This is a genomic window from Salmonella sp. A7, assembly GCF_020181675.1.
GTDB lineage: Bacteria > Pseudomonadota > Gammaproteobacteria > Enterobacterales > Enterobacteriaceae > Salmonella > Salmonella enterica.
This window is the reverse complement of record NZ_CP084001.1, coordinates 2,064,039-2,090,192: the sequence shown is the minus strand read 5'-3', so window position 1 is coordinate 2,090,192 and position 26,154 is coordinate 2,064,039. Positions and strand designations below refer to the sequence as shown.

Annotated in this window: 23 protein-coding genes; 17 read left to right on the top strand and 6 right to left on the bottom strand. The window is 53.2% G+C overall.

The annotated features are described in order from the left end of the window. Positions 1 to 86: 86 nt before the first annotated feature. Positions 87 to 1,352, bottom strand: coding sequence for a DUF4427 domain-containing protein (locus LCS67_RS10220; protein ID WP_000794374.1), 1,266 nt, complete (start codon positions 1,350 to 1,352; stop codon positions 87 to 89). 493 nt (positions 1,353 to 1,845) lie between these two features. Between LCS67_RS10220 and hyaA the strand changes: the two genes are divergently transcribed. The 11 genes from hyaA to LCS67_RS10165 all read left to right on the top strand — a co-directional run bounded on the left by hyaA (position 1,846) and on the right by LCS67_RS10165 (position 13,800). Beyond that, positions 1,846 to 2,964 carry a hydrogenase 1 small subunit gene (gene hyaA, locus LCS67_RS10215; protein WP_001058312.1) on the top strand — a complete coding sequence of 373 codons (1,119 nt, stop codon included), beginning with the start codon at positions 1,846 to 1,848 and terminating at the stop codon, positions 2,962 to 2,964. Further along, the gene (hyaB, locus tag LCS67_RS10210; protein ID WP_000070982.1) at positions 2,961 to 4,754 is read left to right on the top strand and encodes a Ni/Fe-hydrogenase large subunit; all 1,794 of its coding nucleotides are present in this window, start codon (positions 2,961 to 2,963) and stop codon (positions 4,752 to 4,754) included. Before hyaA ends, hyaB begins: the two co-directional genes overlap by 4 nt. Positions 4,755 to 4,772: 18 nt before the next feature. Continuing rightward, entirely contained in the window at positions 4,773 to 5,504 is a 732-nt protein-coding gene (hyaC, locus tag LCS67_RS10205; RefSeq protein WP_000147038.1) for a Ni/Fe-hydrogenase b-type cytochrome subunit, read from the top strand. Continuing rightward, positions 5,501 to 6,097 carry a hydrogenase 1 maturation protease gene (gene hyaD, locus LCS67_RS10200; RefSeq protein ID WP_000993804.1) on the top strand — a complete coding sequence of 199 codons (597 nt, stop codon included), beginning with the start codon at positions 5,501 to 5,503 and terminating at the stop codon, positions 6,095 to 6,097. The genes hyaC and hyaD overlap by 4 nt, the downstream gene beginning before the upstream one ends. Beyond that, positions 6,087 to 6,491, top strand: coding sequence for a hydrogenase-1 operon protein HyaE (gene hyaE, locus LCS67_RS10195; protein ID WP_001262570.1), 405 nt, complete (start codon positions 6,087 to 6,089; stop codon positions 6,489 to 6,491). Before hyaD ends, hyaE begins: the two co-directional genes overlap by 11 nt. Further along, positions 6,488 to 7,336, top strand: a complete 849-nt coding sequence (locus LCS67_RS10190; protein ID WP_000063367.1) for a hydrogenase expression/formation protein — start codon at positions 6,488 to 6,490, stop codon at positions 7,334 to 7,336. Before hyaE ends, LCS67_RS10190 begins: the two co-directional genes overlap by 4 nt. Positions 7,337 to 7,410: 74 nt before the next feature. Next, positions 7,411 to 8,955: a cytochrome bd-II oxidase subunit 1 gene (gene appC / locus LCS67_RS10185; protein ID WP_000263601.1), complete on the top strand. Its 1,545-nt coding sequence runs from the start codon at positions 7,411 to 7,413 to the stop codon at positions 8,953 to 8,955. An 11-nt stretch (positions 8,956 to 8,966) separates the two neighbouring features. After that, a complete protein-coding gene (appB, locus tag LCS67_RS10180) occupies positions 8,967 to 10,103 on the top strand; it encodes a cytochrome d ubiquinol oxidase subunit II (protein ID WP_000888110.1) in 1,137 nt (378 codons plus the stop codon). Positions 10,104 to 10,115: 12 nt separating this feature from the next. After that, a complete protein-coding gene (cbdX, locus tag LCS67_RS10175) occupies positions 10,116 to 10,205 on the top strand; it encodes a cytochrome bd-II oxidase subunit CbdX (protein WP_000270306.1) in 90 nt (29 codons plus the stop codon). 394 nt (positions 10,206 to 10,599) lie between these two features. After that, a complete protein-coding gene (locus LCS67_RS10170; RefSeq protein ID WP_001519734.1) occupies positions 10,600 to 11,874 on the top strand; it encodes a Glu/Leu/Phe/Val family dehydrogenase in 1,275 nt (424 codons plus the stop codon). 213 nt (positions 11,875 to 12,087) lie between these two features. Further along, entirely contained in the window at positions 12,088 to 13,800 is a 1,713-nt protein-coding gene (locus tag LCS67_RS10165) for an alpha,alpha-trehalase (RefSeq protein WP_000612835.1), read from the top strand. 62 nt (positions 13,801 to 13,862) lie between these two features. Here the strand turns inward: LCS67_RS10165 and LCS67_RS10160 are convergent, their stop codons facing one another. After that, positions 13,863 to 14,117, bottom strand: coding sequence for a GlsB/YeaQ/YmgE family stress response membrane protein (locus tag LCS67_RS10160; RefSeq protein WP_000511320.1), 255 nt, complete (start codon positions 14,115 to 14,117; stop codon positions 13,863 to 13,865). Between the two features lie 168 nt (positions 14,118 to 14,285). Between LCS67_RS10160 and ycgR the strand changes: the two genes are divergently transcribed. Beyond that, positions 14,286 to 15,020 carry a flagellar brake protein YcgR gene (gene ycgR, locus LCS67_RS10155; RefSeq protein WP_000017413.1) on the top strand — a complete coding sequence of 245 codons (735 nt, stop codon included), beginning with the start codon at positions 14,286 to 14,288 and terminating at the stop codon, positions 15,018 to 15,020. A gap of 13 nt (positions 15,021 to 15,033) precedes the next feature. Here the strand turns inward: ycgR and emtA are convergent, their stop codons facing one another. Beyond that, the gene (gene emtA, locus LCS67_RS10150; protein WP_000776974.1) at positions 15,034 to 15,645 is read right to left on the bottom strand and encodes a membrane-bound lytic murein transglycosylase EmtA; all 612 of its coding nucleotides are present in this window, start codon (positions 15,643 to 15,645) and stop codon (positions 15,034 to 15,036) included. A gap of 170 nt (positions 15,646 to 15,815) precedes the next feature. Between emtA and ldcA the strand changes: the two genes are divergently transcribed. Together ldcA and LCS67_RS10140 are read left to right on the top strand one after the other, a co-directional pair. Then, positions 15,816 to 16,730: a muramoyltetrapeptide carboxypeptidase gene (ldcA, locus tag LCS67_RS10145; protein ID WP_000051613.1), complete on the top strand. Its 915-nt coding sequence runs from the start codon at positions 15,816 to 15,818 to the stop codon at positions 16,728 to 16,730. Between the two features lie 96 nt (positions 16,731 to 16,826). Continuing rightward, positions 16,827 to 18,560 carry a potassium/proton antiporter gene (locus LCS67_RS10140; protein ID WP_000338376.1) on the top strand — a complete coding sequence of 578 codons (1,734 nt, stop codon included), beginning with the start codon at positions 16,827 to 16,829 and terminating at the stop codon, positions 18,558 to 18,560. A gap of 62 nt (positions 18,561 to 18,622) precedes the next feature. Here LCS67_RS10140 and dadX read toward each other — a convergent pair whose 3' ends face one another. After that, positions 18,623 to 19,693 carry a catabolic alanine racemase DadX gene (dadX, locus tag LCS67_RS10135; RefSeq protein WP_000197894.1) on the bottom strand — a complete coding sequence of 357 codons (1,071 nt, stop codon included), beginning with the start codon at positions 19,691 to 19,693 and terminating at the stop codon, positions 18,623 to 18,625. Positions 19,694 to 19,706: 13 nt separating this feature from the next. Then, positions 19,707 to 21,005, bottom strand: a complete 1,299-nt coding sequence (locus LCS67_RS10130; protein ID WP_001266935.1) for a D-amino acid dehydrogenase — start codon at positions 21,003 to 21,005, stop codon at positions 19,707 to 19,709. A 322-nt stretch (positions 21,006 to 21,327) separates the two neighbouring features. Here LCS67_RS10130 and LCS67_RS10125 point away from each other — a divergent pair, with 322 nt between their 5' ends. Then, positions 21,328 to 22,860, top strand: a complete 1,533-nt coding sequence (locus LCS67_RS10125; protein ID WP_000190831.1) for a SpoVR family protein — start codon at positions 21,328 to 21,330, stop codon at positions 22,858 to 22,860. Positions 22,861 to 22,906: 46 nt separating this feature from the next. On the opposite strand, the gene fadR is transcribed toward LCS67_RS10125, so the two are convergent. Further along, complete coding sequence (fadR, locus tag LCS67_RS10120; RefSeq protein WP_000234826.1) at positions 22,907 to 23,626, bottom strand: fatty acid metabolism transcriptional regulator FadR; 720 nt, start codon at positions 23,624 to 23,626, stop codon at positions 22,907 to 22,909. Between the two features lie 219 nt (positions 23,627 to 23,845). On the opposite strand from fadR, the gene nhaB reads away from it, so the two are divergent. Together nhaB and dsbB are read left to right on the top strand one after the other, a co-directional pair. Then, complete coding sequence (gene nhaB / locus LCS67_RS10115; RefSeq protein WP_000406426.1) at positions 23,846 to 25,390, top strand: Na(+)/H(+) antiporter NhaB; 1,545 nt, start codon at positions 23,846 to 23,848, stop codon at positions 25,388 to 25,390. 141 nt (positions 25,391 to 25,531) lie between these two features. Continuing rightward, entirely contained in the window at positions 25,532 to 26,062 is a 531-nt protein-coding gene (gene dsbB / locus LCS67_RS10110) for a disulfide bond formation protein DsbB (RefSeq protein ID WP_000943475.1), read from the top strand. Positions 26,063 to 26,154 lie beyond the last annotated feature (92 nt).

Below are 26,154 nucleotides of genomic sequence, written 5' to 3'. Positions count from 1 at the left end.
CGCGTGGATTTTTTATTTCATAATATCTCAACTCATGCTGACAGGCTCAATTAACGCAGAGCTAACAGGGTAAGTTCTTTTCTTAATTACCAGTCGACATTCACTGTATGATTATAAAAAGGATGCTGCTCCTTTAGCGGCGTCTCATAACTTGGGATCGCATCATAATCATCTTTTCCCCGAACGGAATACCTTCCCGCTTCGATATCAAAACGATGTTTGAGCCATCCCGCAACATGACTTGCGAAAGCTTCTTTTCTTCTTAATGGCCAATCAACAGAAGCCAAATTAACATCTAATAAGTACCGCCCTTCTTTATTAACCTTGATCATTCCAGCCTGCAGTAACGCCCGTACCACCTGGGATTGGTTATCATGAATCCAGACCCAGGCATTTCCAAATTCCATTGCATAACTATCATTTAAAAAATCTTTTTTTGAATATAATTCATTTACATAATCATTGATAGAATCAGCATAATTTTTTACTTTAGATGCAGATAAATCAAAAAAAGATTCAAATCCGAAAGTATTATCATTAATACAAGACAGTAACGCGCCCGGTTCCGAGAGCTGGGTCCATGATTGTAAACTCTCTACAGCTATAATGAATTTGAAAGTATTTCTTCCGATTACACCCCGGTCAATTAAAGTTAAAATATCGTGAGCTACGGTAGGAATATCTTCTACAAATGGGACGATTATTCCCGCACCACTTATTTCGCTTGATTTAAAATCAAACCCTGGGGTGCTTTCAATGTTTTCCGGAATACCATACTCTTTAATATGATTAAGGAAATTTTTAATATCGCCACGATATGGCCATCGCCATTCGCGTTCATGTGTCCAGTCAATCTTACCTGAAACATAAGTAACATATCTATATTGTTCAATCAAAGGAAGAGCAGTTTCATCAAGAATACGTTCCCCGTTTCTGCCTTGCGAGCATCGAGCATTGTTATGCTCATCCAACCCATATATGACTGGCCTTGCCCCATAATTAAACATTTGCTCTTTAGGTAAAACGATTGCATATAAACCGATTTTTTCTTTTCGTTCTAATCGGCGAACACCAGTTTCTAAATAAGCTGCAATCGGCATATCTGTAAAGCATACCACCGGGGAGTCACCATATACGGTTCGTTGCCCATTTCGGTATGACCAGGACGAGAAAATTTTATGACTGCGTAAAGATAATCGAAGTAAATATTTAGCATCAATGAAACATGCGTGGTGCTGATTATTAAAACCACAGTGTTCAGGCAAATAAATATGGCTACCGGTCTCTAAATCAACGTCCCGAAAAAAATGAATCAAATAATCGGACAAGTCAAATCTGATGTTATTTTTCATGGGACGCCCTCTTTCAAACGGTCTCTTTTTTGCATTCCTTTAAAACCAGCATCACTATTTTATATAAAAATCTTCACGAAGTATGCTTCTTTTAACGATGACATCAAATCCTCCCTCCTTTTGCGTCAACTTACGTATCCTGAAATGGCGAGACCAGGCTAAATCTACCCGAGGTCACTCGCTGAAACCTCATCCTGGAACAAGCTCAACCGTCCTTCCCCGCCACGGCCCTTTCGCCGAAAAACCGATAATGGGTATAAATATACCGCTATAAGCTATACCCACACACTTCACATTGTTTCTTATCGTTAATCCGATACGCTTTTTTCACATTATTTCTGGCGATATACGCCGGTGCAAAGTGAATCGGGCTCGTTTCCGCGCTCGCGCGTAACACAATTGATTTGCCTTGCTGGCGGAACGTCAACGGACCCGCAAAAGCGCCTTATGCCCCTGGCGGAGCGTGGTGCAAAAAGGAGAAAAAATACGCGTTATGAATAACGAGGAGACCTTTTATCAAGCCATGCGTCGTAAGGGAGTGACCCGACGCAGCTTTCTCAAATTCTGTAGCCTTGCCGCCACATCGCTGGGACTGGGCGCCGGAATGACGCCAAAGATCGCCTGGGCGCTGGAGAATAAACCGCGGATTCCGGTGGTCTGGATTCATGGACTGGAATGCACCTGCTGTACCGAATCCTTTATCCGTTCCTCGCACCCGCTAGCCAAAGATGTGATCCTCTCGCTGATTTCCCTTGATTATGACGACACCCTGATGGCCGCCGCCGGCGCACAGGCCGAAGAAGTCTTTGACGATATTACCACTCGCTACGCCGGGAAATACATTCTGGCGGTGGAAGGCAATCCGCCGTTAGGAGAGCAAGGAATGTTCTGTATCAGCGGCGGCCGCCCGTTTATTGAAAAACTGAAGAAAGCCGCCGCGGGCGCCAGCGCTATTATCGCCTGGGGAAACTGCGCCTCCTGGGGTTGCGTCCAGGCCGCCCGCCCCAATCCGACCCAGGCAACGCCTATCGATAAAGTGATCACCGACAAGCCGATCGTGAAGGTTCCAGGATGTCCGCCAATCCCGGATGTCATGAGCGCCATTATCACCTATATGGTGACGTTTGATCGTCTGCCGGAACTCGATCGCATGGGCCGTCCACTAATGTTCTACGGTCAGCGTATCCACGATAAATGCTACCGCCGCGCCCATTTTGACGCCGGTGAATTTGTCGAGAGCTGGGATGATGACGCCGCCCGCAAGGGATACTGCCTGTACAAGATGGGCTGTAAAGGACCAACCACCTATAACGCCTGCTCCTCCACACGCTGGAATGACGGCGTCTCCTTTCCTATCCAGTCCGGTCACGGATGTCTGGGATGTTCAGAAAATGGTTTCTGGGATCGCGGCTCGTTTTATAGCCGCGTGGTGGATATTCCCCAGATGGGTACCCATTCAACCGCCGATACGGTGGGGCTGACCGCGCTGGGCGTGGTCGCGGCGGGCGTTGGCGGTCACGCTGTCGCCAGCGCGCTCAACCAACGTAAACGCCACAAACAACAGTTAGCGCAAGCCGAACAACAGCCGGACAATGAGGATAAACAGGCATGAGTAACCAGTATCAAACCCAGGGTTATACCGTTAACGACGCCGGCCGTCGTCTGATCGTGGACCCGATTACCCGCATCGAAGGGCATATGCGCTGCGAAGTGAACATTGATGAGCAAAACGTCATTACCAATGCCGTTTCCTGCGGCACAATGTTCCGCGGGCTGGAGATCATTCTGCAAGGCCGTGACCCGCGTGACGCCTGGGCGTTTGTTGAACGTATTTGTGGTGTCTGTACCGGGGTACATGCTCTGGCATCGGTGTACGCTATCGAAGATGCGATTGGTATCCAGGTGCCGGATAACGCCAATATTATACGTAACATCATGCTGGCTACGTTGTGGTGTCACGATCATCTGGTCCATTTTTATCAGTTAGCCGGCATGGACTGGATTGATGTCCTGAATGCGCTGAAAGCCGATCCGCGCGCCACCTCGCAGTTGGCGCAAAGCCTTTCCGCCTGGCCGATGTCATCGCCGGGCTACTTCTTTGACGTACAAAATCGATTGAAGAAATTTGTCGATGGCGGCCAGCTTGGGATATTCCGTAACGGCTATTGGGGACATCCACAGTACAAATTGTCGCCAGAGGCTAATCTGATGGGCTTTGCCCACTATCTTGAAGCCCTCGACTTCCAGCGCGAGATCGTCAAAATCCATACCATATTTGGCGGTAAGAACCCCCATCCTAACTGGATCGTCGGCGGGATGCCGTGCGCGATCAATCTCGATCAAAGCGGCGCGGTCGGGGCTATCAATATGGAGCGCCTCAACCTGGTGCAGTCGATCATCACCCGCACCGCCGACTTCATTAACAACGTGATGGTTCCGGACGCGCTGGCTATCGGCCAGTTCAATAAAGCATGGAGTCAAATTGGCACCGGTCTGTCGGATAAATGCGTGCTGAGTTACGGCGCATTTCCGGACATTGCCAACGACTTCAGCCAGCAAAGCCTGTTAATGCCGGGCGGCGCGGTGGTCAATGGCGATTTTAAAAATGTCATGCCGGTAGATTTGGCCGATCCGCAGCAGATACAGGAGTTTGTGGATCACGCCTGGTACCGCTATCCGGACGATCGGCTGGGTCGTCATCCTTTTGACGGCATTACCGATCCCTGGTACAACCCGGGTGATGTCAAAGGCAGCGATACGCATATCCAGCAGCTCAACGAGCAGGAACGTTACTCCTGGATTAAAGCGCCGCGCTGGCGGGGTCATGCCATGGAAGTCGGCCCGCTTGCCCGAACGCTTATCGCGTACCACAAAGGGGATGCCGCCACCATAGAGTCGGTAGATCGCATGATGTCCGCCCTTAAACTGCCGCTCTCCGGTATCCAGTCTACGCTTGGTCGTATTTTATGCCGCGCGCACGAAGCGCAATGGGCCGTCGGTAAGCTGCAGTATTTTTTCGACAGGCTTATGACCAACCTGAAAAACGGCGACCTGGCCACCGCCAATACCGAGAAATGGGAACCGGCCAGTTGGCCGCAGCACTGCCGCGGCATCGGTTTTACCGAAGCGCCTCGCGGAGCGTTGGGACACTGGGCGTCAATACGCGATCAGAAGATTGAACTCTATCAGTGCGTGGTTCCCACCACCTGGAACGCCAGCCCGCGCGATCCTAAAAAACAGATCGGCGCCTATGAAGCGGCATTGATGGGAACGCAAATGGCGATTCCCGACCAACCGTTAGAAATCCTGAGGACGCTGCACAGCTTCGACCCCTGCCTCGCCTGTTCAACCCACGTGCTCGGCGACGACGGCAGCGAACTGATTGCCGTCCAGGTACGCTAAGCGTTAAGGAAAAGAACGATGACTGGAAAGCTATCTCCACGCGTCGGGGAGGCGCGTGATACTGCCGTCAGCCACTATGTGTTTGAAGCGCCGGTACGCCTGTGGCACTGGCTAACGGTGGCCTGCATGTTGGTACTGATGGTAACAGGCTACTTCATTGGCCGACCGCTGCCGTCGGTGAGTGGCGAGGCGACCTATATGTTTTACATGGGCTATATCCGGCTGATCCACTTTGCCGCCGCGATGATCTTTACCGTGTTACTGCTGGGGCGAATTTATTGGGCCTGTGTCGGCAACCGCTATTCGCGAGAGCTGTTTATCGTCCCGGTCTGGCGTCGCAGTTGGTGGCAAGGCGCTTTCTCCGTGGTCCGCTGGTATCTGTTTCTGGAGAAAAAACCGGGGAGCGACATCGGACATAACCCTGTCGCGCAGGCCGCGATGTTCGGCTATTTCCTGTTATCGGTATTTATGATCCTCACCGGTTTCGCTCTGTTTGGCGAGCATAGCCAGTACGCCATCTTTGCGCCGTTCCGCTATGTAGTTGAATTTTTCTACTGGACCGGCGGCAACTCCATCGATATTCACAGTTGGCACCGACTGGGCATGTGGCTGATCGCCGCCTTCATCGTCGGGCACGTTTACCTCGCTATCCGGGAAGACATTATGTCCGACGATACGGTGATCTCCACCATGATCAATGGCTATCGCAGCCACAAATTCCCCAAACCGCACGACAAGGAGCCCTCATGAATGCGCAACGCGTAGTGGTGATGGGGTTAGGAAACCTGCTGTGGGCCGATGAAGGATTCGGTATCCGGGTCGCGGAGCGTTTGTATGCCCGATATCACTGGCCTGAAGAGGTAGAAATTGTGGACGGCGGTACGCAAGGGCTAAACCTGTTAGGTTATGTAGAGCAAGCCAGCCATCTCCTGCTCCTTGACGCGATCGATTATGGCCTGGCGCCGGGCAGCCTGCGAACCTATGCCGGCGAGAAAATCCCCGCGTATCTCAGCGCCAAAAAAATGAGCCTGCATCAAAACAGTTTTTCCGAAGTTCTGGCGCTGGCCGACATCCGCGGGCATCTGCCCTGTCACATTGCGCTGGTCGGCCTGCAACCGGCGCTACTGGACGACTACGGCGGTAGCCTGAGCGAAATAGCTCGCAGCCAGCTACCGGCGGCGGAACAGGCCGCCCTGGAGCAACTGGCCGCCTGGGGGATCGTACCGCAGGCAAACGAGGTCGCACGCTGCCTGAACTATAAATGCCTGTCGATGGAAAATTATGAGGGAGTGCGCATACGTCAGTATCAGACACGTCTGGAGGGCAAAAGAAGTGGCGAATGACACCCCGTTCTCTGCGCTATGGCAACGCCTGTTAACCCGGGGATGGCAACCGGTAGAGGCTTCCACGGTAGACGACTGGATCAAACTGGTTGGAGATGGCGTCATCCTGTTAAGTAGCGATCCGCGGCGTACGCCGGAAGTCAGCGATAACCCGGTGATGATTGCCGAACTCCTGCGTGAGTTCCCGCAGTTTGACTGGCAGGTGGCGGTGGCCGACCTTGAACAAAGCGAAGCTATCGGCGATCGCTTTAATGTTCGTCGGTTTCCGGCGACGTTGGTTTTTACAGACGGCGAGTTACGCGGCGCGCTCAGCGGCATTCATCCCTGGGCTGAACTGCTCACGCTGATGCGTTCGATGGTTGACACTCCCGCAGCGCAGGAGACAGCACAATGAGCAACGCCTTTTTTCATCTGCTGGGGCCAGGTACGCAGCCTGATGACGCCAGTTTCTCGATGAATCCCTTACCGCTCACCTGTCAGGTCAATGGCGACCCAAGTATGGCGGCGCTGGAGCGCTGCGCTCACAGCCCGGCGGTGATGGCATTGTTGACCGATCTGCGAGGTCAGCTTGCCCGGTGCATTCCGGAAGTCGGCGACGTGCTGGGATGGGAGTTATCTCCCCTGAATGCCGATGATCTCTCATTCCTCAATACGTTATTGGGAGAAGGCGAAGTCTCGGTACGCATTCAGCATCCGGACGGGAGTGAAAGCGAGATCCAGGAGACCATCTTCTGCGGCCTGTGGCGGGTACGCCATCTGCATAACCGACGCCTGCTGACGGATCGTCTGGAAGCGGGTAGCGCGCCCCTGACATTGTGGCAAGCGGCGACTGCCGATACGCTGCCTGACGACTCTCTGCTGCCTCCGCCTGTCGCTGGCCTGATGAATGGACTGCCGCTGGCCCATGAGTTATTGGCGCACGTACGCGATCCGGCGTTGCAACCTCACAGCATCAATTTGACCCAACTGCCACTCAGCGAGGCCGATCGTCTTTTTCTGGCGCGTTTATGCGGACACGGGAACATCCAGATTCGCATCTCCGGGTATGGCGAAAGCCAAATCAACGCCACAGCATTGCGCCATCTCTGGCATGTGCGCTGTCTGGACGCCCTTAAAGGGCCGTTGCTCGATAGCTATGAGATTTGTCCTTTGCCGGAGCTGGTACTGGCGGCACCGGAAGATCTGGCCGATTCGCGCCAGCGCCTGGATGAAGTCTGCCGATGGCTGGAGACGCGCTAACGCTCTCAACAGGAACGTAACCGGTGTCCGGTACTGATTAGCTTTTTACTCTCTTTCTGCCTACAGGAGTTAGCATGTGGGATGTCATTGACTTATCGCGCTGGCAGTTTGCGCTGACCGCGCTGTATCACTTTTTATTTGTTCCTCTTACGCTTGGGCTGATTTTTTTGCTGGCCGTCATGGAGACGATCTATGTGGTGACGGGGAAAACCGTCTACCGCGATATGACGCGTTTCTGGGGCAAGCTCTTCGGGATCAATTTTGCTCTCGGTGTGGCTACCGGCCTGACCATGGAGTTTCAGTTCGGGACTAACTGGTCGCTCTATTCCAACTATGTGGGCGATATTTTCGGCGCGCCGCTGGCGATGGAAGCGTTACTGGCCTTCTTTCTCGAATCCACTTTTGTCGGCCTGTTCTTTTTCGGCTGGCAGCGGCTGAATAAATACCAACACCTGCTGGTCACCTGGCTGGTGGCCTTCGGCTCCAATATTTCAGCATTATGGATTCTGAATGCCAATGGCTGGATGCAGCATCCTACCGGCGCTCATTTCAACATCGATACGTTACGGATGGAAATGAGCAGCTTCAGCGATCTGGTCTTTAACCCGGTGAGCCAGGTGAAATTCGTCCATACCGTCATGTCCGGTTATGTCACCGGCGCCATGTTTATTATGTCCATCAGCGCCTGGTATCTGCTACGTGGCCGCGAGCGTGAAGTGGCCTTGCGCTCGTTTGCTATCGGCTCAGTATTCGGCACCCTGGCCATTCTGGGAACCCTGCAACTGGGGGACAGTTCGGCCTACGAGGTCGCCCAAATTCAGCCGGTGAAACTGGCGGCGATGGAAGGCGAATGGCAAACCGAACCCGCGCCCGCGCCGTTTCATCTGATTGCCTGGCCGCAGCAGGAACAGGAGCGTAATGCGTTTGCCGTGAAGATCCCTGCTCTGCTGGGTATTCTGGCCACCCATTCGCTGGATACGCCAGTTCCGGGGTTAAAAAACCTGATGGACGACACTCTGCCGCGCCTGAAGCGTGGCCGGGAGGCCTGGCTACTCATGCAGGAGATAGCGCAAGGCAATCGCTCGCCGCAGGTGCTGAATGCGTTTCACGCCGTTGAGGGCGATCTGGGGTACGGCATTCTGCTGGCGAAATATGCCCCGGATATGAACCATGTGACGCCGGAGCAATATCGTGCGGCCCAGCGTGGCGCTATTCCTCAGGTGGCGCCGGTGTTCTGGAGTTTCCGTATTATGGTCGGCTGCGGTTCGCTGCTGTTAGTGGTGATGTTGATTGCGTTGATACAGACGCTGCGAATGCGTATCGACCAGCATCGCTGGGTATTGCGTATGACGCTCTGGAGCCTGCCGTTACCGTGGATTGCCATTGAAGCCGGTTGGTTTATGACGGAGTTTGGCCGTCAGCCCTGGGCGATTCAGGACATTCTGCCGACCTGGTACGCTCACTCCGCGCTGACGCCGGGCCAGTTGGCCTTCTCAATGGGACTTATCCTCGGACTTTACACCCTGTTTTTAATCGCGGAAGTCTATCTGATGCAGAAGTACGCGCGTCTTGGGCCAAGCGCCATGCAACATCAACAACAAGCGCAACAACAGGGATAAAGGAGACAATCATGTTGGATTATGAAACGTTGCGGTTCATTTGGTGGCTGCTGATCGGCGTTATCCTGGTGGCATTTATGGTAACTGACGGGTTTGATATGGGTGTCGGTTGCCTGCTCCCGCTGATAGCGCGCAACGATGACGAACGCCGGGTGTTGATCAATAGCGTCGGCGCCCACTGGGAAGGAAACCAGGTATGGTTGATTCTCGCGGGCGGGGCATTATTCGCCGCCTGGCCACGGGTCTATGCCGCCGCGTTTTCCGGTTTTTATGTGGCGATGATCCTGGTGCTGTGTGCCCTCTTCTTTCGCCCGCTGGCCTTTGATTATCGGGGTAAAATCGCCAATGCTCGCTGGCGCGCGCTGTGGGATACCGGTCTGGTTATCGGCAGCCTGGTTCCCCCCGTCGTATTCGGTATCGCGTTCGGCAACCTGTTTTTAGGCGTGCCGTTTGCCTTCACGCCGCAGCTTCATGTTGACTATTTTGGCACCTTCTGGCAGTTACTCTCGCCCTTTGCCCTACTGTGTGGATTATTGAGTCTGTCGTTGGTGATTATGCAAGGAGGCGTCTGGCTACAGTTGAAAACGGAGGGCGTTATTCGTCAACGGGCTCTGTCGGCCACCCGCCACAGCGCGCTGCTGATCGTGATCTGCTTCCTGCTGGCCGGTTACTGGCTGTGGGCCGGCGTTGATGGCTTTGTCTTACTCACGCAAGATGCCAACGGCCCTTCCAATCCGCTCTTAAAAGGCGTGGCGATACTCCCTGGCGCATGGATGAACCACTTTATACGCTCGCCGCTACTGCTCATCATCCCGTTGCTCGGTATGATCCTGCCGATTCTGGCTTTCTATGCCTGCCTTCGCGGTCAGACTATTCGTGGATTTCTGTTCGCTTCCCTGACCCAGGCCTGCGTCATCTTTACCGCCGGCATAACGCTATTTCCTTTTGTGATGCCGTCGAGTGTTAGTCCTCTCTCCAGCCTGACGGTGTGGGACAGCACCTCCAGCCAGATGACGCTCGAAATCATGCTGGTGATTGTGCTGATTTTTCTGCCGATCGTACTGCTCTATACGCTGTGGAGCTATTACAAAATGTTGGGGCGTATCAACCTGGAGACCCTCCGCCGCAACGATCATGAACTTTATTAGGGAGCGGAAGCGATGTGGTATTTACTGTGGTTTGTCGGCATTCTGCTGATGTGCTCACTGTCGACACTGGTGTTGGTATGGCTTGAGTCGCGTCAACAATAAAGAGGTAAACCGGGGTCAGCGCCGTCTGACTCCGGTTATTTTTATCTTTTTACGCGCCTGGTGAAGACGTTTCCCCGCCGACAGGACGACATAACATTGATACATGTCGTTATCATAATGTTTACTTTTAGAGGTGCGTCATAATTATGACAAATAGCCGCCTTGCACATATTACGCATATTTAAGCAATTAATTGCATAATTAGCGATATATCACCTCTTATATAGGATAGTTAACCACTTCCAATCCAAAATCATAACGAAAATCCAACTGCCTGCCATTTTTGATCTGAGTTAATTGTTTAAAAAAGTGTTAAATTTATCGCTACATGGTGTGATCTACTATGTACCACGGTCAATTAAAGAACATATTACTTTTATCACTAAGGTTTATCATGGATAAGTTATCTTACGCTTCAGATAGCAGCACATCTGCCTGGAATACCTACCTGCAACAAATCGAGCGTGTGGCCCCTTATCTGGGCGAGTTATCCCCCTGGGTGGATACTCTGCGCCACCCAAAACGCGCTCTGATCGTCGATATTCCGGTACAAATGGATGATGGCACTATTCGTCATTTCGAAGGATATCGCGTGCAGCACAACCTCTCCCGAGGTCCGGGTAAAGGCGGTGTTCGCTACCATCCTGACGTTGATCTCAATGAAGTGATGGCCCTGTCAGCATGGATGACCATCAAATGTGCCGCGCTGAACCTGCCGTACGGCGGCGCCAAAGGCGGCATCCGCGTCGATCCGTTCTCGCTGTCGGAAGGTGAACTGGAGCGTTTGACCCGCCGCTATACCAGCGAGATCGGCATTATCATCGGGCCGCAGAAAGATATTCCTGCGCCGGATGTCGGCACCAACGGTAAAGTGATGGCCTGGATGATGGATACGTATTCCATGAATCATGGCACGACGGTCACTGGCGTCGTCACCGGTAAGCCTATCCATCTTGGCGGTTCGCTGGGCCGTGAAAAAGCGACGGGGCGCGGCGTTTTCGTCAGCGGGCTGGAAGCCGCGCGTCGGGCGAATATCGCCGTTGAAGGCGCTCGCGTTGCGGTTCAGGGTTTTGGTAACGTCGGCAGCGAAGCCGCGCGTCTGTTTGCAGGCGCTGGCGCCCGTGTCGTGGCGATTCAGGATCATACCGCAACGCTGTTTAACGCCACCGGTATTGACATGAAGGCGCTCACGGCATGGCAGACAGAACACAAACAGATAGCCGGTTTCCCGGGCGCGGAAACTATCGCCAGCGATGCGTTCTGGCGTCTGGAGATGGATATTCTGATCCCGGCGGCGCTTGAAGGCCAGATAACTCGTCAGCGCGCGGAAGCCCTGACGTGTAAGCTGGTGCTGGAAGGGGCTAACGGCCCGACCTATCCGGATGCTGATGATGTTCTGGCCAGCCGTGGTATCCTTGTGGTGCCTGACGTGGTCTGTAACGCAGGCGGCGTAACCGTCAGCTACTTCGAATGGGTACAAGATATGGCCAGCTTCTTCTGGAGCGAAGAAGAGATCAACGCGCGCATGGACAAAATCATGACCGACGCTATCGTCCATGTCTGGGAGAAAGCGACTGAGAAATCCTGCTCTCTGCGCACCGCAGCCTATATTGTCGCCTGTGAGCGCATTCTGTTGGCCCGTAAAGATCGCGGTATCTATCCGGGTTAAGGCGACAAATCATTACGCTAAAATCCACGTCCCGGCGTGGATTTTTTGTCTGTATACCCCGTTTTCCACGCGCGCGCCGATAAATTCCGTCTCAATAAAATGTCTGTTTGTTCGCAAAATAGCGGTTCAATCACGCGTATCTGGTCATCGTAGACTAAGGTTTTGTCATGGTAAATGCCGTTGGCTTTGGCTCACCGCTAAGGAGATAACTTGATGATACCCCCAGAGATTCGCCGTTCTGTTCTACTGCAGAAAGCCATAAAACTGGCGCTGGCAGGGACGCTGCTGACGTTTGCATCGTTTTCGGCGACTGCCGCAGACCCGTCTTCCGACACTGAAACTCCGCAGCCGCCGGATATTTTGCTTGGCCCGCTCTTTAATGATGTCCAGAATGCAAAACTCTTCCCCGATCAGAAAACCTTTGCTGACGCCATACCTAATAGCGATCCGCTCATGATTCTTGCGGATTATCGTATGCAGCGGAACCAGTCCGGCTTCGATTTGCGTCATTTTGTTGATGTTAACTTCACCCTGCCGAAAGCGGGTGAAAAATATGTCCCGCCGGCCGGACAGTCATTGCGTGAACATATTGATGGCCTGTGGCCGGTGCTGACCCGCTCAACTAAAAACGTCGAAAAGTGGGACTCGCTCTTGCCGTTGCCTGAATCCTATGTCGTACCGGGTGGGCGATTCAGAGAGATTTACTACTGGGACAGCTATTTTACGATGCTGGGGCTGGCGGAAAGCGGGCACTGGGATAAGGTGGCGGATATGGTGGCGAACTTTGGTTACGAAATTGACGCCTGGGGGCATATTCCCAACGGCAACCGTACCTACTACCTGAGTCGTTCGCAGCCGCCTTTCTTTGCGTTTATGGTTGAGTTACTGGCGCAACATGAAGGTGACGATGCGCTGAAAGAATACCTGCCGCAACTGCAAAAAGAGTACGCCTATTGGATGGAGGGCGTTGAGACATTGCAGCCAGGGCAACAAAACCAACGCGTCGTCAAACTGGAGGACGGCAGCGTTCTCAACCGCTACTGGGACGATCGGGATACGCCCCGCCCTGAATCCTGGGTTGAAGATATCGCTACCGCCAAAAGCAACCCCAACCGCCCGGCAACGGAGATCTATCGAGACCTCCGCTCTGCCGCCGCCTCTGGCTGGGATTTCAGCTCCCGCTGGATGGATAATCCGCAGCAGCTCAGTACCATTCGCACCACCACGATTGTCCCTGTCGATCTTAACGCTCTGCTGTATCAGCTGGAGAAGACCCTCGCCCGCGCCAGCGCTGCGGCGGGCGATCGGGCCAAAGCCTCGCAATATGACGCGCTGGCCAACGCGCGGCAAAAAGCCATTGAAATGCATCTGTGGAATAACAAAGAGGGTTGGTATGCCGACTACGATCTGCAGAACAATAAAATCCGCAACCAACTCACCGCTGCCGCGCTGTTCCCGCTCTATGTAAACGCCGCCGCGAAAGATCGCGCCGCGAAAGTGGCGGCGGCGGCCCAGGCGCATCTGCTACAGCCTGGCGGGCTGGCTACCACCTCGGTTAAAAGCGGACAGCAGTGGGATGCGCCAAACGGCTGGGCGCCGTTACAATGGGTCGCTGCCGAAGGATTGCAAAATTATGGGCAGGATGACGTGGCAATGGAAGTCACCTGGCGCTTTTTAACCAATGTGCAGCACACCTACGATCGCGAGAAAAAACTGGTCGAAAAATATGACGTCAGCAGTACCGGAACCGGCGGTGGCGGCGGCGAATATCCCCTTCAGGACGGCTTTGGCTGGACCAACGGCGTGACGCTGAAAATGCTCGATCTGATTTGTCCGCAGGAAAAACCGTGTGATAGCGTACCGTCTACTCGTCCGGCATCGTTAAGCGCAACGCCGACAAAAACGCCGTCTGCAGCGACGCAGTAACGCGTGTTTATAGTAGGTTGACCCGGCGCTGACCGGGTCAACGCTTACACGTTCTGCAGCGGTTAGCCGCGTCGCAGAAGGCGGAAAATCACCAGCACCACAATCGCGCCCACCACGGCGACCAGGAAACTGTGCAGATTAAAGCCGCTGATACTGCCGCCAATACCAAACATCGTCGCCAGCCATCCGCCAACGACCGCCCCGACGATACCGAGAATACAGGTCAGGATAAATCCCCCGCCATCGCGCCCCGGCATAAGCAATTTGGCGATAACGCCGGCAATCAAACCAAAAATAATCCAGGCGATAATTCCCATTTGCAAACCCTCTTTCCAGTAAAAACGTTTTAAGTATAGGCAAAGTCGAGCGTCGCATTTCTGAACACTGATTTATCTCGCGGACATAAAAATTTATTTATCGCTATTAAGTTCTTTCTACCGATGCCGATAACCCAACGATAGTCTGCGTATCAGGGGTTATTTCGTGTGAGTGGTTACAATGAGCAGTTCCTGAAAAAAAATCCATTAGCGATATTAGGCGTGCTACGGGATTTAAATAAAAATCAGGTTCCACTGCGTATTTCATGGGCGCATGGTCAATTCATCAGTAAAATTTTGGCGGTAGACCCGGAAAAACTCATCGTAGATTACGGCAGCCAGGAATATGAAAATAGCGCCGTATTACGTGCCGGGCAGGTAGCCATTATCGCAGAAACGCAGGGTGCAAAAGTCGAGTTCACGTTGCCGCAACTCGTTACAGGCGAATATCAGCGGCTGCCGGCCTTTATCACGCCCCTGCCGTCGTCACTGTGGTTTGTCCAGCGCCGGGAGTATTTTCGCATTGGCGCGCCGCTGTATCCGCCTTATTACGGCGTCACCACGCTACCGGACACCCGTACGTTACGTTTTCGCCTGTTTGATCTTTCCCTGGGCGGCATGGGCGCGCTACTGGAATCCGCCATCCCCGACGGACTAATCGAAGGCGCACGCTTTTCGCAGGTTGAACTGAACATGGGGCCATGGGGGATTTTTCACGTTGACGCCCAGCTTATCGCCATCAGCGAGCGTAAGGTGATTGATGGGAAAAATGAAACGATCACCACTCCCCGCCTGAGCTTTCGTTTCCTTAACGTTAGCCCGGCGGTGGAGCGGGAGTTGCAGCGGATTATTTTTTCGCTTGAGCGCGACGCCCGAGAAAGAGCGAATAAAGTGCGAGAATAATCTTCACGCTAAACTACATGGCGTCCAGCGCCTGCTGAAGCTTCCAGATATAGCGCGGCGCCTGCGGCGCGGGATGATTATCAACAACATGTTCAAAAAACTCGTCCGCATCCAGATCGTTAATTTTTTCTATCGCCTTCTTCCTGTCGGATGAAAAAGTACGCAATAACGCGCCTGCGCCGTTAGCATAAGAGACGACCAGCGCATATTGCATCACCTGCGGATCTTTGATGCCGGCCAGCGGCCCATTTTCCAGAATGCTCAGATACGCCGCGCCCATTGAGATGTTACGCTCAGGGTTTTTCAGCTCGCTGGTGGTCGGTTCGCCACGCCAGCCCATACGACGGTAAACGTCACGCCCGGAGGTCGACGCCTTTAACTGCATCAGGCCAATCGCATTGGACTTACTGACCGCGTTAGGGTTGCCACCGGATTCAATGGCGATAATCGCGGTGATTAAATGCGGATCAACCCCCCATGCCGCCCCGGCTTTTTCACTGATGGGCATCCACTGCATCGCACGCTTTACAGGCACTTCGGCATTCCACGGCGGATTCCTGTAATCCTGTTTTGAGCTACAGCCAGCCAGTATTACTACCAAAAAAGCAAACCATCTTAATTTCACGTCATCTATCCTTATAGCCGTAACTTATCTGCCGAAGAGGTCATACCGCCCCGGCCAGGTACTTAGGTTGCCTCCCTGGTGCGCATCCAGAAACGTCGCACAACGAGGGACATCGCCTAATATATGCGGCATGATATACATTTGCATTCTATTGTCAGCAAGGAATTACCATGTCTCTGTTTCATTTAATCGCCCCCTCGGGCTACTGTATTAACCAACAGGCCGCGTTACGCGGCGTTCAGCGCCTGACTGACGCGGGTCATCAGGTGGAGAATGACGAGGTGATTCGTCGCCGCTATCAGCGTTTTGCCGGTACGGACGCGGAACGGCTGGCCGATGTTAATTCGCTGGCCTCGCTAACTTCGCCGGATACGATCGTCATGCCGGTTCGCGGCGGCTATGGCGCCAGCCGCTTGCTGGATCGTATCGACTGGCAGGCGCTCGCCTCCCGGCAACAGCGCGATCCCTTACTGATTTGCGGTCATAGCGATTTTACGGCGATTCAGGCTGGACTCCTGGCGCAGGCCAATGTCATCACCTTTAGCGGTCCTATGCTGGCGGCAAATTTTGGCGCCGAAACGCTGAATACGTTCACCGAGCAACATTTCTGGCTGGCGCTACGTAAGGCGCAATTTACCGTAGAGTGGCAAGGCGACGGCCCTCAGTGCGACGTACAAGGCACCTTATGGGGCGGAAATCTGGCGATGTTGATTTCCCTTATCGGTACGCCCTGGATGCCGACTATCGATAAAGGAATTTTAGTGCTGGAAGATGTCAATGAGCATCCTTTCCGGGTGGAGCGTATGCTTTTGCAACTGGAGTACGCCGGAATTTTAAACCGTCAGAGCGCCATCGTTCTCGGCAGCTTTAGCGGCGCGGCGCCCAACGAGTATGACGCTGGCTATTCTCTGGAGAGCGTCTACGCGTTTTTACGTTCCCGTCTGTCCGTTCCGCTGATTACCGGTCTCGACTTCGGGCATGAACAGCGTACGGTGACGCTCCCTATCGGGGCAAACGCGACGCTTAAAAATACGCGCCAGGGGACTCAACTCACTTTATCTGGTCATCCTACGCTGCAATTGTAAAAAAAGTCCCCGACAGGCTAAGTAAAACGCTGCCCTGGCCGTTATTATGTTAATGTTAAATAATACGAAGTCGTGTGAGTCAGGAGATATAAAACGTTGGATGCTGCAACAATTATTAGTCTATTTATTTTAGGTTCCATCCTTGTAACCAGCAGTATCCTGTTAAGTTCATTCTCATCGCGACTGGGTATCCCGATTCTGGTCATTTTCCTCGCCATTGGGATGTTAGCGGGTGTGGATGGCATTGGCGGTATTCCTTTCGATAATTATCCTTTCGCTTATATGGTCAGTAACCTGGCGCTGGCGATTATTTTACTCGATGGCGGAATGCGCACCCAGGCCAGCTCTTTCCGGGTAGCGCTGGGCCCCGCGCTGTCGCTGGCGACGCTCGGCGTGCTGATCACGTCGGGGTTAACAGGTATGATGGCCGCCTGGCTGTTTCATCTGGATCTTATCGAAGGTCTGCTTATCGGCGCGATAGTCGGTTCCACTGACGCCGCAGCGGTCTTTTCTCTGCTTGGCGGCAAAGGGCTAAACGAACGTGTAGGCTCCACGCTGGAGATCGAATCGGGAAGTAACGACCCGATGGCCGTTTTTCTGACCATTACATTAATTGAGATGATCCAGAAACATGAAACCGGCCTGGACTGGATGTTTGCCGTCCATATTATCCAGCAGTTCGGTCTCGGTATTGTTTTTGGCCTCGGCGGCGGTTACCTGCTACAGCAGATGATCAACCGTATTTCTCTGCCCAGCGGCCTGTATCCGATGCTGGCGCTCAGCGGCGGTATTCTGATTTTTGCTTTGACGACCGCGCTTGAAGGCAGCGGCATTCTCGCGGTCTATCTGTGCGGATTCCTGTTAGGAAACCGTCCGATTCGCAACCGTTACGGCATCCTGCAAAACTTTGACGGACTGGCCTGGCTGGCGCAGATCGCCATGTTCCTGGTCCTGGGACTGCTGGTGACGCCTTCCGATCTGTGGCCGATTGCCGTCCCTGCGCTTATTCTCTCTATCTGGATGATTTTCTTCGCCCGCCCATTGTCGGTGTTTACCGGCCTGCTGCCATTTCGCGGCTTCAATCTTCGGGAGCGCATTTTCATCAGTTGGGTCGGACTGCGCGGCGCGGTGCCGATTATTCTCGCCGTTTTCCCGATGATGGCCGGGCTTGAAAACGCTCGCCTGTTCTTTAATGTCGCTTTCTTTGTGGTACTGGTGTCACTGCTCCTGCAGGGAACATCGCTGTCATGGGCGGCGAAAAGAGCCAAAGTGGTCGTGCCTCCGGTTGGCTGGCCAGTATCGCGCGTGGGGCTTGACATCCATCCTGATAATCCGTGGGAGCAATTCATCTATCAGTTGAGCGCCGACAAATGGTGCGTCGGCGCGGCGTTGCGCGACCTGCATATGCCGAACGAAACCCGCATTGCCGCGCTATTTCGCAATAATGAACTGTTTCACCCCACGGGTAGTACTCGTCTGCAGGAAGGCGACGTACTCTGCGTGATTGGCCGGGAGCGCGATCTGCCAGCGCTGGGCAAATTGTTTAGCCAGTCGCCGCCGGTTTCGTTAGATCAGCGTTTCTTTGGCGATTTTATCCTCGAAGCGAATGCGAAATTCGCCGACGTGGCGCTTATCTACGGGCTGGAAGAAGGAACGGAATACCGGGATAAACAACAAACCCTGGGTGAAATCATACAGCAACTGCTGGGCGCTGCGCCGGTCGTCGGCGATCAGGTGGAGTTTGGCGGCATGATTTGGACGGTAGCTGAAAAAGAAGATAACGTGGTACGCAAGATTGGGGTGCGCGTCGCCGAAGACGAAGCAGAATAAGGTCGCCTGGCAACGTCGACCCGCCCCCAAGTGGACCGGTCGACGCCTTAGCCTGAATTAGGTTACGTTGTCACAAACGGCACACGCGGCGCTACGGCGCACAGTAGCTCATAGCCCAGCGTGCCTGCCGCAGAGGCGACATCATCGACCTTAATTTCTTTGCCCCATAATTCAACCGGCGTGCCGATTCCCGCCTGCGGACACGGCGTCAAATCCACCGCCAGCATATCCATTGAAACGGTGCCTACTGTTCTGGTACGGATACCGTCCACCAGCACGGGCGTCCCGGTCGGCGCATGGCGTGGATAGCCATCGGCATAACCCGCCGCGACGATGCCAATGCGTTGTTCCTGAGTCACAGAATACCCTCCGCCATAGCCTACCCTTTCACCCGCGCTCAGCGTCTGCACGCCAATAATTTCGCTACTCAGCGTCATCACGGGTTTTAGCCCGGTATCGGCAATATCCCGCCACTGTCCTGACGGCGACGCGCCGTACAAAATAATGCCCGGCCTGACCCAGTCATAATGCGCCTGGGGATGCCACAGCGTCGCTGCCGAATTTGATAACGAGTATGCACACTGCAGGCCTTCTGTCGCCAGCGCAATACGTCTCATCGCCTCCCCGATACCTTCCGGATGATCGGCCTGAGCAAAATGTGACATCAGGGTCATTTCACCGACATTGCGCATTGTCCGCAATTGCTGCCAGACGGTCTGCACCCGCTCAGGCTGAAAACCGAGTCGGTTCATGCCGCTGTTGACTTTGACATAGATATCCAGCGGCGCGTTAAGCCGCGCATTTTGCAGCGCTTTCAACTGCCAGTTACTGTGGATGCAGGTGGTCAGCCGATAAGTGTCATACGCCTCCAGGTCTTGCGCATGGAAAAACCCCTCCAGCATCAATATCGCCCCTTTCCACCCGCGCTCACGCAGGGTAATCGCCTCTTCAAGGTTGAGCATAGCGAAACCATCTGTGGCGCCCAGCGCGCTCCAGACGCGTTCAATACCGTGGCCGTAGGCGTTGGCTTTCACTACCGACCAGACGCGCGCCTCTGGGGCCGCCCGGCGCACAATAGCCAAATTTTGTTTCATTACCTGTAAATCAAGGCTGGCCTGTATAGGGCGGGTCATTTCACTTCCTTTATCAGTTATGCGCGCTATGCAAACGTTGCGGGCGGGTGGGCGTAAAATCGGAACGGTATCGCGCCACGCTCAGATCGTCGTAGGGTATCGCTGGCGTACGACCCGACAAGATATCGCTTAACAACTGGCCTGAACCGCAGGCCATCGTCCAGCCTAAGGTGCCGTGTCCAGTATTAAGCCACAGATTTTTATAACGGGTGCGTCCTACTACCGGCGTGCCGTCCGGCGTCATGGGGCGCAGGCCGGTCCAGAATGTGGCCTGCTCAATATGACCGCCGCGCGGAAAGAGATCGCGCACAACCATCTCCAGCGTCTCGCGGCGTGGTTGCAGTAAGTCGGTATTAAAGCCCACGATTTCCGCCATTCCCCCCACGCGAATACGCTTATCAAAACGCGTAATAGCGATTTTGTAGGTTTCATCAAGAATCGTCGATACCGGCGCGCCGTCTGGCTCGACGATTGGGATGGTTAATGAATAGCCTTTCAGCGGATACACCGGGATATCAACAATGCCTTTAAGCATCGCCGTCGAATACGATCCAAACGCCATGACATACGCATCGGCTTTAATGATCTCATCGGCGCATTTCACGCCGTAAATCTGATCATTTTCGTACAGTAATTTTTCCACGGGAGTATTAAAGCGAAAGGTTACGCCCGCCTGCTCCGCCATGCGCGCCAGACGCTGGGTAAAGAGCTGACAGTCCCCGGTTTCATCATTCGGTAAGCGCAGTCCGCCGGTTAATTTATGCGCAACCTCAGCCAGAGCGGGTTCAACTTCCGCCAGTCGGCTGGCTTCCAGGAGCTGATACGGCACCCCGGCATCTTCCAGTACGGCGATATCACGGGTGGCGTTCTCATACTGTTGCGCGGTGCGGAAGAGTTGCAGCGTTCCCCCCTGGCGGCCTTCATATTCGATACCGGTCGCGGCGCGTAGCGTTTTCAGACAGTCGCGACTATATTCCGCCAGACGCACCATGCGGCCTTTATTTTCCATATAATGCCGGGTATCGCAGTTACGCAGCATTTGCCACATCCACTTCAGTTGAAACGGGGTGCCATCCAGACGCACCGCCAGCGGCGCATGGCGCTGGAACATCCATTTTATCGCCTTCAGCGGTACGCCAGGGGCCGCCCAGGGCGCCGCATATCCCGGTGAAATTTGTCCGGCATTCGCCGCGCTGGTTTCTTGCGCCGGGCCGGATTCGCGATCGATGACGGTGACATCATGCCCCGCCTGACTCAAGTACCAGGCGCTGGTCACGCCAACTACGCCACTCCCCAGGATGACAACTCGCATAGCCACTCCGTTAATAGTAAAAGAACAATCTTCTGATTACATCTTGATAACCCAGATGAAAATATTATTCAACATATGACTTTTTTATGGTGACGTGCTTCACATATACCCTAAAGACAAGCGATCCCACTGGTTTGGGATCTCCTGCTACGCGGCATGGCTATACAGCATAAAATGATGCCAATACCCGATTTTTTGCCGTTCAATGTGGAGGAAATCGCAAAGAAAAGTTTTCACGATCAAGTCGTTTTTTAACATGGTGTTCTATGCTTGAAAGGAGGCGCTCCATACAGAGAGCGTCGCCAACAATGAGGGTGCGCGAATGGCAACGATTGATTCCATGAACAAGGACACCACACGTTTGAGCGATGGACCCGACTGGACATTTGATCTGCTGGATGTCTATCTGGCAGAGATAGACCGCGTGGCGAAACTCTACCAACTGGATACTTACCCGCACCAAATTGAAGTCATCACTTCCGAACAGATGATGGACGCCTACTCCAGCGTCGGGATGCCGATCAACTATCCGCATTGGTCGTTTGGCAAAAAGTTCATTGAGACGGAACGTCTGTATAAGCATGGTCAACAAGGACTGGCTTATGAAATTGTGATCAACTCTAATCCCTGCATTGCCTACCTGATGGAAGAGAACACCATCACCATGCAAGCGCTGGTCATGGCGCACGCCTGTTACGGACACAACTCCTTTTTTAAAAATAATTATCTCTTCCGGAGCTGGACGGATGCCAGCTCTATCGTCGATTACCTGATTTTCGCCCGAAATTACATTACCCGCTGTGAAGAACGCTACGGAGTGGATGAAGTAGAAAAACTGCTCGACTCCTGCCACGCGCTGATGAATTACGGCGTCGATCGTTATAAGCGCCCGCAGAAAATCTCGTTGCAGGAAGAGAAAGCGCGACAAAAAAGCCGGGAAGAGTATCTACAAAGCCAGGTGAATATGCTGTGGCGCACGCTGCCAAAACGCGAGGAAGAAAAAACTGTCGCCGAAGCACGCCGCTTTCCCGCTGAACCGCAGGAAAACCTGCTCTATTTTATGGAGAAAAACGCCCCGTTGCTCGAGCCGTGGCAGCGCGAAATTCTGCGCATCGTGCGTAAAGTCAGCCAGTATTTTTATCCGCAGAAACAGACGCAGGTCATGAACGAGGGCTGGGCGACCTTCTGGCACTACACCATCTTGAACCATCTCTATGATGAAGGCAAAGTGACGGAACGCTTTATGCTGGAGTTTTTACACAGCCATACCAATGTCGTATTCCAGCCGCCCTATAATAGCCCCTGGTATAGCGGAATTAACCCCTATGCGCTCGGCTTTGCCATGTTCCAGGATATCAAACGTATTTGTCAGTCGCCCACGGATGAAGATAAATACTGGTTTCCGGATATTGCCGGTTCCGACTGGCTGGAAACGCTGCACTTCGCCATGCGCGATTTTAAAGATGAAAGCTTTATCAGTCAGTTCCTGTCGCCCAAAGTGATGCGTGATTTCCGTTTCTTCACGGTACTTGATGATGACAGGCATAATTATCTGGAGATCTCCGCCATTCATAACGAAGAAGGTTATCGGGAGATTCGATCAAAACTGTCGTCACAGTATAACCTGAGCAACCTGGAGCCGAATATTCAGGTCTGGAATGTGGATTTACGTGGCGACAGATCGCTGACGTTGCGTTATATCCCGCATAACCGCGCGCCGCTGGATAAAGGCCGCAAAGAGGTGCTGAAACATGTGCATCGGTTATGGGGCTTTGATGTGATGCTGGAGCAACAAAATGAGGATGGCAGCGTAGAACTGCTGGAGCGTTGTCCGCCGCGCATGAACATGCTGTAATCGAGATACTGCCCGGTAGTGTTTGCGCTTACCGGGCATCGCGGGATTATCGTCCCTGAATCGCTAAATCGCCGGGCAGATTTTTCTGCATCCGATGCCAAATCTCGCCGCTGTCATGCCCGTAACGCCGCACCGTTTCATACACCTGGTCGTGCGCACCCTGCTCGCATAACGACGATAATTTATGATAGAAACCCAGTGCCAGACTGCGCGCTTCCGGATTGGCGAAATAGTGGCGACCAATGCGGGTGTATAACCCTTTCATACCATTCAGGATCAAGCCGTAAATAGGATTGCCGGAGGCGAATGCCAGACCACGAAAGATGTTATAGTCCAGATCGGCGAATGCATCAGCATGGTCGGCCACTTCGTGGGCAGTGGCCAGCACTTCCTGCGCCTTATCCGGGTGTTGACGCAACGCGGTACGAATAAAGATAGTAGAAATATTGGTACGCACCGACAACAAATTGTCGATCAGTTGCGGAACGCTTTCATGGTCAAGGCGGGCCAGCGTTTCAAGGATATTCAGCCCTGACGTTTCCCAAAAATTATTAACCTTTGTCGGTTTGCCATGCTGAATAGTCAGCCAGCCATCTCGCGCCAGCCGCTGTAACACCTCGCGTAATGTCGTGCGCGTCACGCCGATCAGTTCGGAGAGTTCTCGTTCTGCCGGTAAGATCGTGCCAGGAGGAAAGCGGTTATTCCAGATACTTTCAATAATATACTCTTCCGCGAAACCCGCCGGGCTCTGCGCCTTAATGACCATAGTGAGATTTCCATTACACAGCAAAACATAGTTGCACTCATCATACCAGACGGGCGTAACACCTGATAGCGGACGCAATGAAGAAAAAGGGGATCAAGGCACCATTTCTGATATCGCCTGCCAATATCGTTAAGGACTTGCTTGCATTCGTCGCGCTCGCTACTCTCTGTGTTTAAACATAAAAACGCTATTTCATTTTTCTAGGTAAGGAAAAATTTCATGGAGATCTCATGGGGTCGCGCCATGTGGCGCAACTTTTTAGGCCAGTCGCCCGACTGGTACAAACTGGCACTACTTGTCTTTTTAATTATTAACCCATTCATTTTCTTAGCTAATCCCTTTATTGCCGGTTGGCTGCTGGTGGCAGAGTTTATCTTCACCCTGGCGATGGCGTTAAAGTGTTACCCCCTGCTGCCCGGCGGGTTACTGGCCATTGAAGCCGTCATCATCGGCATGACCAGCGCCGCCCATGTACGTGAAGAGGTTGCCGCCAACCTGGAAGTCTTGCTGCTGCTGATGTTTATGGTGGCAGGCATCTACTTTATGAAGCAGTTATTGCTGTTTATTTTTACCCGTCTGTTACTCAGTATCCGCTCGAAGATGGTTCTGTCGCTGGCCTTTTGCGTCGCCGCCGCGTTCTTGTCGGCTTTTCTTGACGCGCTTACCGTCGTTGCGGTGGTGATCAGCGTCGCCGTCGGTTTTTACGGGATTTACCATCGTGTGGCCTCATCGCGCGGCGAAGAGAACGATATGCTGGACGATAGCCATATCGATCCGCATTACAAAACGGTGCTGGAGCAATTCCGCGGATTCTTGCGTAGCCTGATGATGCATGCGGGCGTGGGGACGGCGCTGGGCGGCGTCATGACCATGGTCGGGGAGCCGCAAAACCTGATCATCGCTAAAGCGGCTGGCTGGCATTTCGGCGACTTCTTTTTACGGATGTCGCCTGTCACCGTCCCGGTACTGATATGTGGACTGTTAACCTGTATGCTGGTCGAGAAAATGCGCTGGTTTGGCTATGGCGAAACGTTGCCCGAAAAAGTCCGCGACGTCTTGCAGCAATTCGACGATCAAAGCCGTAAGAAGCGCACCCGCCAGGATAAAATTAAACTAATAGTCCAGGCAATTATTGGCGTCTGGCTGGTTACCGCCCTCGCCCTCCATCTCGCGGAGGTGGGGCTGATTGGTCTGTCGGTTATTATTCTGGCCACCGCGTTAACGGGTGTAACCGATGAACACGCCATCGGCAAAGCGTTTACCGAGTCGCTGCCGTTTACTGCGCTGTTAACCGTTTTCTTCTCCATTGTGGCGGTTATTATCGATCAACATCTTTTCGCGCCGATTATTCAGTTTGTCTTGCAAGCCTCTGAACACGCGCAGCTAACGCTGTTCTATCTCTTTAACGGCCTGTTGTCTTCCATTTCGGATAACGTCTTTGTCGGCACTATTTATATCAACGAAGCGAAGGCGGCAATGGAAAACGGCGCTATCAGCTTAAAACAGTTTGAGCTGTTAGCTGTGGCCATCAATACCGGTACTAACCTGCCATCGGTAGCGACACCAAATGGTCAGGCGGCATTCTTATTCCTGCTGACCTCCGCGCTGGCGCCGTTAATCCGTCTCTCCTATGGCCGTATGGTCTGGATGGCGTTACCGTACACTATCGTACTGACCCTGATAGGGCTACTGTGCGTCGAATTCACTCTTGCGCCGGTCACCGAATGGATGACTCAGGCAGGATGGTTAGCAACGCTTTCGTAACGTTTGGCCGGGCAATACACCGCCCGGCTCCGATTTTTGCCTGATAATTATCCAATTACACATTATTTCATTTCCCGCTAGTGGCGCACGAATTGAATTGGTTTACACTGCGGTCTCTACGCATGTTGCAGGGAAATTATTATGTTGCGATTTTTAAACCAGTGCTCACGGGGTCGGGGCGCATGGTTACTGATGGCGTTTACCGCCCTGGCGCTGGAAATGGTGGCGCTGTGGTTCCAGCACGTCATGTTACTTAAACCTTGCGTGCTATGTATTTACGAACGTTGCGCCCTGTTTGGCGTGATGGGCGCGGGTCTGGTCGGCGCAATAGCGCCGAAAACGCCGTTGCGATACGTGGCGATGGTTATCTGGATTTACAGCGCCTGGCGGGGTCTACAACTGGCGTATGAACATACGATGATTCAGTTGCATCCCTCGCCGTTCATGACCTGTGACTTTATGGCGCGCTTTCCAGACTGGTTGCCGTTGGGTAAATGGCTGCCGCAGGTGTTTGTGGCATCCGGTGATTGCGCCGAACGCCAGTGGTCGTTTTTAACGCTGGAGATGCCACAATGGCTGTTGGGGATCTTTGCCGCTTACCTTGTGGTGGCGATAGCCGTCGTCATAGCCCAGGCATTTAAGCCTAAAAAACGCGACCTGTTCGGTCGTTGATACACACGCTCCTTCGGGAGCGTTTTTTTTGCCCGAAGCGTTGTTTGCCAGTGATTAAAAGGTGTATATTAAATACATCTTTTAATCACCAC